This window comes from Rhizobacter sp. P3_B12, assembly GCF_056402895.1.
Genome location: NZ_JBFUGN010000870.1, coordinates 1 through 2621, shown reverse-complemented (window position 1 = coordinate 2621; position 2621 = coordinate 1). Strand labels below are relative to the sequence as shown.

General features: G+C 67.5%; 1 protein-coding gene. It reads left to right on the top strand.

Translation table 11 applies throughout. The features are described from left to right. Positions 1 to 2619, top strand: a 2619-nt coding sequence (locus AC1D01_RS29345) for a glycoside hydrolase family 3 N-terminal domain-containing protein (RefSeq protein WP_477872702.1), incomplete at its 5' end; no start/stop codon positions are given. Between the last annotated feature and the right edge of the window lie 2 nt (positions 2620 to 2621).

Sequence of the window (2621 nt, the reverse complement as noted above, 5' to 3'; positions counted from 1 at the left end):
CGCGACGACCGCTGGGGTCGCACCTACGAAGGCTATTCGGAGGATCCGCTGGTCGTGCAGTCGTACGGCGGCGCGGTGATCCAGGGCCTGCAGGGCACGCTCGCGAAGGACGCGAAGGCCAACGAGAAGGTGGTCGCCACGGCCAAGCACTTCCTGGGCGACGGCGGCACCACCGACGGCAAGGACCAGGGCATCACCGCGGTCACCGAGGCCGACCTGATCAACATCCACGGCCGCGGCTACTACACCGCGCTGCAGGCGGGTGCGCAATCGGTGATGGCCTCGTTCAGCAGCTGGAAGGACGCCTCGAAGGGCGACACCGCGCGCGCCGACAAGATGCACGGCCACAAGTACCTGCTGACCGACGTGCTGAAGACCAAGATGGGCTTCGACGGCTTCGTCGTTTCGGACTGGAACGGCCTCGGCCAGGTCAACGCGACCAACAGCGATTCGACGCGCGCCTGCACCAACGCCGATTGCCCGCAGGCCATCAACGCCGGCATCGACATGGTGATGGTGCCGTACGTCGACGACTGGAAGGCCTTCATCGCCAACACCATCGCGAGCGTGAAGAGCGGCGAGATCCCGCAGGCGCGCATCGACGATGCGGTGCGCCGCATCCTGCGCGTCAAGCTGCGCGCCGGCCTGTTCGACAAGCCGAAGCCGTCGGCGCGCAATGCGAGCAGCGAGGTCGGCACCGCCGAGAACCGCGCGGTGGCGCGCGAGGCGGTGCGCAAATCGCTGGTGCTGCTGAAGAACAACGGCGCCACGCTGCCGCTGGCGCGCAGCGCCAAGGTGCTGGTGGCCGGCAAGAGCGCCGACAGCCTGTCGAACCAGAGCGGCGGCTGGTCGCTCACCTGGCAGGGCACCGACAACGTCAATGCCGACTTCGGCGGCGGCACCACGCTGTGGGCGGCGATCCAGAAGATTGCGCCGAACGCGGTGATCGACACCAGCACCACCGGTGCGCTGGGCAGCGCCGACTACGACGCGGCGATCGTCGTGATCGGCGAGACGCCGTATGCCGAAGGCGTCGGCGACATCGGCAAGACCAAGACGCTGGAGCACGCGAAGCTGCACCCGGAAGACGTCGCGCTGATCGATGCGCTGAAGGCCAAGGGCGTCAAGAAGATCATCACGGTGCTGTACTCGGGCCGCCCGCTGTACGTGAACCGCGAGCTGAACCGCTCGGATGCGTTCGTCGCCGCGTGGCTGCCGGGCACCGAGGGTGACGGCCTGACCGACGTGCTGTTCAAGAAGGACGACGGGGCCGTCAATGCCGACTTCAGCGGCAAACTGTCGTACTCGTGGCCGAAGGCGGCCTGCCAGGTCGCGCTGAACCRTGGCGATGCCGGCTACGACCCGCTGTATGCCTTCGGCTACGGCCTGAGCTATGCCGCACCGGGGGCCGACCAGGTGGCGCTCGACGAGGCCACCGTGGCGCAGGGCTGCGGCGTGCCGGCGGGCGGCGGCGGCACCACCGACCAGACGCTGGCGGTGTTCGACGGCGCGAACCAGAGCGGCTTCTCGCTGCGCATCGGCGCACCGTCGAGCTGGAGCGTGCTGGTGGGGTTGTCGTCGGCGACGACTACGTCGACGCCGCAGGGCGAGATCAGTGCGGTGCCGGTCGACGACAAGGACGGCAAGCAGTGGGCGGCTGTCAAGGCGAAGTGGAATGGCGCGGCCGGCCAGCTTTACATGCAGAGCACCAACGACGCCGACAAGCAGGACCTGCAGTCGTACCTGAACTCGAAGGGCTCGCTGGTGTTCGATGCACGCGTCAGCGTGGCGCCGAGCGCGGCGGTGAAGATGCGGGTCGACTGCGGCTACCCGTGCATGGGCGAGATCGACGCGACCAACACCTTCGGCGCGCTGCCGGTGAACACCTGGACGGAGCTGGCGATCCCGCTGCAGTGCTTTGCCGACCAGGGCACCGACTTCACCGCGGTGAACACGCCGTTCCTGCTGTACAGCAGCGGCGGGCAGTTCGAGGTGTCGGTGGCCAATATCCGCTGGGACCCGAAGAACACCGGCAACGTGCCGTGCGCGGGCGGGCCGGCGGTCAACGTGATCGCGGTCAGCGACGACAAGGACCTGTACGTCAACGGCATCAGCGATGCGGCGGCGCTGGCGCCGGCGGGGTCGTGGTCGTACGGCACGGGCAGCGTGACGCTGACGAACGACCTGGTCGACGGCACCGACAAGCTGATCGACGTGGTGTTCAACGGCGTGACCGATGGGGCGGGCAACGGCGGCATCTTCATGTCGGTGCCGGACAACACGCTGATCGATGCGTCGGCGATCGCGGCGACGGGTGGCGTGCAGTTCGAGATCCGGGTGCTCGACTACGGCAACAGCACGCAGGACTTCTGGACCAAGATGGTCTGCGACCGCAAGAGCGAGACCTGCCGCACCGGCGACCTGAAGGACAAGGTGGGTCACCCGGCGCTCAACACCTGGCAGACGGTGAAGATCCCGTTCAGCTCGCCGGACTACGTGGCGAACGGGTTCGATGCTTCGAAGATCACGTCGCCGCTGGAGATGCTGCCGGCGTGGGACGACCAGAAGGGAACCATCCATTTCCAGATCCGCAACCTGCGGATCGTGAAGAACCTCTGACG